This is a genomic window from uncultured Muriicola sp. (assembly GCF_947258935.1).
Taxonomy (GTDB): Bacteria; Bacteroidota; Bacteroidia; order Flavobacteriales; family Flavobacteriaceae; genus Muriicola.
Map to the genome: position 1 here is coordinate 1 of NZ_CAMYKH010000081.1, position 9114 is coordinate 9114.

Below are 9114 nucleotides of genomic sequence, written 5' to 3' on the forward strand. Positions count from 1 at the left end.
CATAGTAGAGCACCGCATTAATCCCAGATAATTGATTAAAGGCTGCTATGGCTATGGCCAGCAAGATTGGAAATCGATAGCTCATGCTGAAGAATGGTTCGTCTTTACTGTGGTGCTCCAGATCCAGCGAGTTTTGGATGGCCCGTATTTCCTCATCAACATCCTCAGCGCCACATTTTAATAATGTTTCACGGGCCTGTGCTTCGTTTTGCTGAGACATCAGCCACCTGGGACTCCTGGGTATAAAAAACAGCAGTAAAAAGAATAGGGCAGCCGGTATGCATTCCGCTCCCAGCATCCACCTCCAACTTTCATCTCCCAAATTAATAAGGAAATAATTGGAAAAATAGGCGACGGAAATACCTATCACTATATTTAACTGGTTAAAGGAAACCAGGCTCCCTCTCAGTTTTGGAGGAGCAATTTCAGCAATATAAATGGGTGCAATGAGGATGGCTCCTCCAATGCCCACTCCACCAATGATCCTGGCAATTATAAACTCGGTATATCCGGTTGCCAGGGCAGACCAGGTTGCAGAAACGGTAAAAAGAGCCGCCACAACAATCAGAGTGTTCTTTCTCCCAAACTTGTCTGCTACAGGCCCTGCCATAAGATTACCGGCCATTGCTCCGAATACTACACAACCAACGGAGAAGCCCAACATCCATTCGGTCATCTCGAAATAAATGGTAATACCTTTTACGGCTCCGGAGATAACTGCACTATCAAACCCAAGTAAAAACCCACCAAGTGCTACAATCAGGCTGATTAAAATAGTATACGACTTGTTCATTTTTACTTGTACTGCCGATGGTTCCATATCGTTGTTTTTTAGTTGGTTGGACTATAAAGCGAGCTACGTATATATCTCGAATAAAAGAATTTTTAAATGTAGTTAAAAAAAAAGGCTAGCCGGAAGCAACTAGCCCTTTTCTCCGCTAAAACGAATAACTATTTTACATGATACTTCTCCAAATAATCATCCTTGCAAGGATCAATTTTTGGACCCGGGTTAAACCAATCAATATATCTAACTAATATATTTGGTTCTTCCTGTTTCCTTACTTTAAAATTTTAATTGTTCGTCTTTATCCCATAAACCCCAAAAGGCACCTACATCTCCCTCTGCACCTACTTTCCATGACTCATCGAAAGATGAAAAATAAAATACTTCAATGTCATCTTCCTCAGCCCATTTTTGGGTATTCATAAAGTATTTTAAGGAGTTTTCATATGACGGGTATGCTCCTTCCAGACTGGTTCCTCTTTCTGGCCATCCGGTTTCAGAGATGATTACTTTTTTACCATTAGCTGCTTTTAAGGCTCGTTGGTACATATCCTTCATATAAAGCAAGGAATAATCCATGTCGCACCCTTCCCAGAATGGGTAACAATTGGCCAAAATAAGATCGCATGCTTCGGTTATTCTGGGTCTTTCGGCAAATTCGTAATACGCATCTACATAGGCCACAGGGATATCGGGTATAGCATCCTTAACACGATGCATTGTACTCAATAATTCATCCTCCGTTAGGTCTCCTCGTAACATAACTTCATTGCCAACAGCAGCTATATCTACATACCCTTCTTTAGCTAAAGCAATCAGGTTATCAACCTCCTGTTTATTGATCTTAGGATCGTCTCCGAGCCATGCACCTACCATAGTCTTGATACCGAATTCTTTTGCAATACGCGCAATTGCCTCATTCCCCTCGGTACACGAAAAAGACCGGATCCACTGTGTATAAGGTTTAATGATCTCCATTCTCCTGCGGATCTGTTCTTCTGAGATCTGATCCCCAGGTTTTTGACCTTCCATATAGGGGCTAAAGCACAAACCATGCATACCGCCTTCCAAGACTTTTTTACAAAGTTTTTTGAGCTCTGCTGTAGACATCCCTTCATAATCGAGTGACGCTAGTGCTAAATATTTTTCTTTTCTACTTGAAGACATATTGATTAAATCTAATTGTTCTTAATTATTATAGTTGTATCCAGGTTTTAAAGCTCGCCTCTGCGTTCTTCCAGTTGTGCTTTAATTTCTCTGGCTCTTTCTTCAGACAGACTGTACTTCCACATCACCCATACTGCCAGGGCTGCCGTTAACGATGGGATTAATATATCGGCGATTCTAAGTCTATTCATGGTTTCCATACTTTGCTCAGTGATATTCGGATCAAAACCAACGATCTTTAAAATTAAACCACCTAAAACAAGGGCGATAGCCTGCCCTAATTTAACCATCCACCAGTAAATGGCGCCAAAAGTACCCTCTTTACGTGGCATCCCGTTTTCCAATTCATCTAAATCACAGACATCGGCAGTCATAGACATCATTAATGTAAATAGACCACCCATCCCAAAGGCAAATAAGGGAATTGGCACAAACATAAGCCATGGTATTTCACTACCTGGCTCTATAGAAAACCAAGACATTCCAATATTATCTAATATTGGGTTTAACCATCCAAAAAGAGAACCTATTGCTGAATTTAATCCTTCTCCTAAACCTGTTTCGTTAAATTTCCCATTGAGTTCTTTGTCGAATCCCCACCATTTTAACAGGTAGCCAATAATCGATAATACCGTGGAAATTATAAAGGCATTTTTCTTTCCCCATTTATCAGCCATTTTTGAAATAATAGGGATCACCAAAAATGCCGTGATCATTGCATTAATTGTGTTAAACCAGGCTGGCCAGGTCCCCGCTAACTCATAACTTCCGTTGTATATATAAAATACGATGATAAATACACCAAATGCCGCTACAAGCTGAAATCCATTAAAAACTAAAAATGTGGCTCCGCATAACTTCATAAAAGGTTTGTTTTTAGAAACCTGAACAATTCCTGTAAACAATTCTTTCATATTGGAAGCAAGTGTTTTAAAATTAATTTTCTTTCGGTTCTCCATATGTGAAGAATCAATCCCTTTACAAAATAATGCTGGTAGAATTCCAAAAACAATACACATGGCACCTACAATTAGGGCCATTGTTCGCACACCTTCTGTTTGGGTATTAAAGGTATCCGAATCTGGAATGATTACATACAACCAAGGCACGATCATCCAGGCGATCTGTCCCATGCTGTTGGCAAAACTCATCAATCTTGTTCTTTCATTGTAGTCTGATGTCATTTCATAACCCAGACCTACCAATGGAGTTGCGAACATTGTGTTACCAACAAGGAATAGGATTTGAAGTATCATTACATGCCAGATGATATAAGATTGCGTTGCATTATCATCTAGTTGCCACATCAAGAAGAAGAGTATTCCACTTATTATTGCTCCCAGAAAAATATAGGGTCTTCTACGCCCCCATTTGGATGTTGTATTGTCTGAAATGAAACCCATAATTGGGTCGGTAATAGCGTCAAATATCCTTGGTAACCCTCCTAAAAGACCAGCCCATAAAGGATCAACTCCCCACGCGGTGAGTAAAAAGAATTGAATAAAAACGCCTAGTGTCCCAGGTAAAATATTTAAAATAAAATGACCTGCTCCGAAGGCGGCTTTTTGGCCCACAGGCACTTTATCTCTTGCGGCAATTTTAATGTTCGGCATATTCGTTGGTTTTAGTTAGTTTATTGCTGATTTTATTATTTAAGAGCCAGGAATGACTATTGTTTGAATTGCCTGAGCACTTATTTGAATAGCAACAGAATTTTCTGCTAATGACAAATTGAAGTTTTTGGGGTTAGTACCTTGATTTAAAACTACAACTGCAATAGAGCCATCCGTATTTTTAGCCGCTGTGACCATCAGATCTTCATCAGTGTTATTGAAGCCTATTCGTACAGCGCCCGGTCTGATGTACTTACTAAAATGAGTAAGGGTGTAATATATGGGTGTAAAATACACCTCATCTTTTGCCGGATCTACAATGACGGGGGCAACACACCAGTTTTTAAACCAATTTGGCCCACCCTGGGTATCTAACACCATATTCCAGTCTATCCAACCATCTACCCAATTGTTCATACAGCCAATTATATCACGTGCATATCTATAGACCGGAGAATATTTTGGATGAAGGTGTTTATCTTGCTCGGGAGCCCAATCCCAGCCCCAGTCCGTTGCTTCCTTGGACCAGTACCATGCATCATCCTTCCATTTAGGGACTTCAGCATCAACGCAGGCTTCAGATTGTATCAGATACTTGTTTGGAGCCTTATTATGAGCGTACTGCAATGCTTCGGGGAAAACCTCATAAGTGCTCGCATACCAGTGTATTGCGGTCCCATCGAAGTATTTCGAAGTTGCTTCATTTTGGAACATTTCATCTACCCATTCGTCTAGATGTTCCCGATTCTGATCATAGCCTAAAATCTTCACTTCATGCCCATCTTTTTCCAACCTTGGACCCAGATAATCTTTTACAAACGCTGTCATTTCAGCGGGGGAATAATGCATGCTCTCCCAGTTGTTGTCATTACCTAAAGGTTCATTTTCAACAGTAAAGCCCCAAATATCTATCCCCTCTGCCTTGTAGGCTTCCAGGTATTTTGAAAAGAATAATGCCCATGTGTCATTGTACTCGGGTAATAATTTACCGCCACGCCAGTCTTTATTATCTTTCATCCATGGTGGCGCCGTCCATGGGGAAGCCAATATTTTAAATCCGTCTTTGGAGCTCTGCATAGCATCCTTAATAAAAGGGATGATATCATTTTTGTCCTCTGCAATGGAAAAATGCTCTAGCTCAATATCTCCTTCAACATCGGCATAGGAATAATTGCTCAATGAAAAATCACATGAATTCATATGGGTACGGGTCAGAGAATATCTGGCGCCCTCTTCACCGAAGTAAGCGTCAATGATCTTTTTGCGATTCTCCGGACCAAGTTCATTTAGCAAATAAGCAGAAGCTTCGGTAAACGAACCTCCGAACCCGGTAATGGTCTGAAATTTCTCTTCCGGTAACAGTCTTATGACAGCTGCTTCTTCGTTATTACTAAATTCTGAAATTGACTGCAGTTTATTCCCATTTGCAGAAGTCTCAAAGACTTCAACTTTCAACGTATTCTCTACGGTACAAGCGCTAAGTATCAATGTCAATATTAAAATGAAATTAAATCTATTAAACTTTCTCATAATCTGATATTTCAAATGGTACGAGTTATTTTTTTATCCCTGCAATATACTACTTACCTATTCATTGCTCGATGGCGGTACAAGAACATCCATCATTAATGCCTCTTTGTCACCATCATAAGTTTTTACAATAGGATTACCATTTCTTGTTAGACCTTTAAACGTTCCCTTATCTACCATCTCCCACAAGGCATATTTGGCCTTCCCATCTAGTGTAAATAGCCCGAAATGATTCTCAGAACCTTTTGCATTATGAGCATCCTTCCACTGTTCATCAAACGCCTCAAAATAAAAACAAGAGATCCCTTCCGCATTTGTCCAGGTTCGCATAAGACTGTGGTACATCCCTTCTTTATATTCATCTGTTGCTTTAGAGCCCTTTGGACCGTAATGGCCATCAGAAATGGTTGCCCATCCGGTTTCACCGATGTGAATGGGTTTCTTCACTCCAAGACTTGCCACATAGTCTGAAACACCTTTGTATTGAGCTTTTGCAAAGTCTATGGAGCGCAGCATAGCGGCATCAACCTTTTCAATATCCGAAAGTTGCTCCTCTTCTTCCGGAACCCTCCAGAATTCCGGGTTGTAATGAGAATTATGGTAGGGATAGGTATGCATTGAAACATAATCTACAGCCTTTATCAATTTTTCAAGATCCTCTGTGTGGTAGCTTTCCTCTCCACCTCCCCAGGAAGCAAAATCGTCTGAACTTGTGATCCATAGGTCCTTTGACAACTTCCCTGCATTCTTTAATTCCTGAAGGTGATTTACCCATTTCAAAATAACGGATGGTTGTACAAAATAGCTGGTGGCCCATTTTACCATGGCCTCATTCCCTACGGCGATGATTTTAACGATATCCGGATACTGATTGGCCAGGGAGGCCGCCCTGGCTATTTCCGCCTCATTTTGTGCACTCTCTATATTGTGATCAGGTTCTTCTTCTGTCCATGCATTCTTACAGTCTATCCATGCCCCGAGCATAACATACATTTCAAAATCGGGATCTTCCTCTTTTAATTCCCTTATTGCAACCAAAATATTGAATGCCTGAGGTAAATGAACATTATAGGTCCGCAAAACCCGTATTCCCATAGCTGATAGGATCAGCATATCTTCTTTGATCTCACTTAGTGTTGGTTGAACGGTAAGATCCCGCGTTTTTTCTCTGTAGGCACCGTATGAAATGGCCAAGTAATCAGGGTTTCCTAAAATATCCTTTGCTGTCACTTCTTTCTTTGTTTGAGATTGATCCTGTTCGGTTTTATTATCATTACATGAATGGATTAAAAATAATACCATTACTGATAACATAGTTTTTACTATAGTTCTCATCGCAATATCTTTTATTTTTAACTGTTCAGCATATTAACTTGCGTTGCAATATATTATACCTGGTTGAAATAATTTCAATATTCTAATCCATACCCAAAAGGAAATAATGGAGCATATGTACTATCCCAAAAATTTGGGCCAAACTTTCCTTTGTAATCCTCTTCTGATCTTGGCCAGGAATGTGGCAGCTTACCTTTGAAATTGTACTCTCCAAAAAGCACTTCAGCAATGCCGCCGCCTTCAGATCCCGGCAACCAGGCTGCAACAAAGGCATCCGATCTATCTATTTCTTCTGTGGTTACCAAAGGCCTCCCAGAAATTAGCACTATCACCACTTTCACGCCTTTATTGACGTAGGTATTGATATAATTCTTATGATTTTCAGTAAGCGTCAACTGATAGGCGTCTATTTCGCCTCCAATATCACCAAATAATTCGGCATAAGGAGTTTCCCCGATAACTATAATGGCAACATCTGCATCCTTATGATCACCGCTAGCATCCATATCATAGATGACTTCCCCTTTTGCCAATCTTTTTATCCCATTAAGAATGGTGGTAGAACCCGAATAATTTTCTGCGGAGCCCTGCCAGTGAATAGACCAGCCACCAGATTGTAATCCGGAATTATCCGCATGTTCCCCAACCACTACGATCTTCCCTAAATTCTTATCTAATGGAAGCGTTTTCTTCTTATTCTTTAACAATACCAGTGATTCTCTCACTGCCTGTTTTGCCACTTCCCTGTGCTCATCGCTCCCTATTTTAGGGATTAATGTTGCATCGGGAAAAGGATTTTCAAACAAACCCAAACTATATTTCTGACGCAAAATTCTGCGAACAGCGTCATCTATACGTGCCTGAGAAACCTGCCCATTTTCCACCCCGGATTTTAGCCCTCCGCGATACATCTCAAAGTCACCATCTACGGCCATCACCATATCAATTCCGGCATTGATAATCTCATTCTCTCCAAAACGCGAATAACCTTTCCAGTCTGAAACCACAATTCCATTGAATCCCATAGATTCTTTAAGAACATCGGTGATCCAATATTTGTTGGCATGCATTGGTAATCCGGCCATGCTATTAAAAGAGGCCATGACAGCACCAACACCTCTATCTACTGCTGCATGGTACGGTGGCAAGAGACGTTCTCTAACTTCTTGTTGACTCAACGTACAGTCTCCTCCTTCCACTCCATTGTCAGTGGCTCCATCTCCAATAAAATGTTTGGCGGTTGCCATAATAGAATTTTGGTCTAAACGCCTTCCCTGATGACCAAGAACAGATGCCCTTGCCATGCTTTCAGTTAATTCTGTACTTTCGGAAAACGCTTCATACACCCTCCCCCACTTTTCATTATAGGGAATGGCGACACAGGGTGAAAACACCCAATTAAATCCGGTTGCTTTAGATTCCAGGGCTGTAATGCCAGCTGCTTTTTCCACAAGCTTTGTATTTCTTGTAGCACCTAAGCCAATATTATGAGGAAAAATAGTAGCTCCATCGTAAGTGTTCTGGCCGTGAACCGCATCTACACCAAAAAGTAATGGAATTCCCAGTCTACTTGCCAAAGCCTTCTTTTGTAAACTAGTAAATGTAGCTTGCCATGATGCGGCGTTACTTCCTGGTAAAGGCCCTTCAGTATGAATAATAGACCCAATAGCCCCGCTAGAAATCGCATCTTCCGGGATTTCCTCAAAATGACGTACCTGGGTCATCTGACCTATCTTTTCATCCAGGGTCATTATCGCCAGGAGCGAATCAATTTTCTCTTCAATTTTGATGTCTTTGCTAATCACCAGGTCAATCTTTTTTTTTGCAAGACGAAAAGAAGCAGCAGCCTATGAGTAAAAATGCAACAAGATATTTTAAAGCGGTTGCTTTCATCATTGCTATAGTCTGAGGACTGCGGTCATCTGTACTAATTTACCTCATCGTTTAAAATAATTCTTACAATGGTTTTCTTCCTAAAGTATGGTTGTGCAATGTTTTGAAACGATTGCGTTAGAAGATAAAAAAGGTTAGCAAAATATTGCTATAGTGCCAACCTTTTTACTTAAAGTCACAATTGGAATTTATTAATTACTCTTGTGTTATATCATCTATATAATAGGTTTCACCACCTGCCGGATCAGTATCCCAATCTGTATTTAGAACAAGTCTTGTATATACATAGCTCGACATTGCCTGACTGGTAAAATCGAACGTCAACGTTACCCATTCATTGGCATTAGCCAATGGCTGAAAGATCTCATAAGCCGGCGGATCTATTACCCCAGGTTCCTGTTCTAGTCGCATACGGACATTTATCCCTGCCTTCGGTGACCAAACTTTGACTTTGAAGATAAACCCATTGGATAAATCGATAGAGGGTCCGTTAAGTGCTTGATCAGAATTGATCCCTGCAAAAAATCGAACTCCGTTAGGCTTCACCATTTCGAGAACCTTGGAAGAGGTATTACCTGTTGTTTGAGGATTATCAATAACGGCAACCGTTGCTCCTTCAAATGCATTGAAAAACAAAACACCATCTTCAAAGTCTAATGGGAAGGTAGCTGGGGTTCCGCCACCACCAGTACCAGCAACCTGTTCTATATCATCCATATAGAAGGTGCCGGCAGTTGTTCCGGGACCATCAACAAACAATACCAGGGTACCAAATTGCTCTGATGTAGT

General features: G+C 40.7%; 6 protein-coding genes and 1 pseudogene. All 7 read right to left on the reverse strand.

The window, feature by feature from the left end; genetic code table 11:
* Window positions 1-820 (reverse strand): MFS transporter (locus tag Q0X72_RS11820; RefSeq protein WP_297765628.1); only part of this gene is annotated, 820 nt, incomplete at its 3' end.
* Window positions 821-1066: 246 nt separating this feature from the next.
* Window positions 1067-1897 carry a glycosyl hydrolase family 17 protein gene (locus Q0X72_RS11825; RefSeq protein WP_297765640.1) on the reverse strand — a complete coding sequence of 277 codons (831 nt, stop codon included), beginning with the start codon at window positions 1895-1897 and terminating at the stop codon, window positions 1067-1069.
* Between the two features lie 104 nt (window positions 1898-2001).
* Entirely contained in the window at window positions 2002-3567 is a 1566-nt protein-coding gene (locus tag Q0X72_RS11830) for an MFS transporter (protein ID WP_297765632.1), read from the reverse strand.
* 39 nt (window positions 3568-3606) lie between these two features.
* A complete protein-coding gene (locus Q0X72_RS11835; RefSeq protein WP_297765634.1) occupies window positions 3607-5097 on the reverse strand; it encodes a glycoside hydrolase family 30 protein in 1491 nt (496 codons plus the stop codon).
* Between the two features lie 57 nt (window positions 5098-5154).
* Window positions 5155-6432 (reverse strand): glycosyl hydrolase family 17 protein, encoded by a 1278-nt coding sequence (locus Q0X72_RS11840; RefSeq protein WP_297765636.1) that lies wholly within the window; start codon window positions 6430-6432, stop codon window positions 5155-5157.
* Window positions 6433-6506: 74 nt separating this feature from the next.
* Complete coding sequence (locus Q0X72_RS11845) at window positions 6507-8237, reverse strand: glycoside hydrolase family 3 N-terminal domain-containing protein (protein ID WP_297765638.1); 1731 nt, start codon at window positions 8235-8237, stop codon at window positions 6507-6509.
* A gap of 283 nt (window positions 8238-8520) precedes the next feature.
* Window positions 8521-9114, reverse strand: a pseudogene (locus Q0X72_RS11850) (hypothetical protein); the annotation flags it as partial.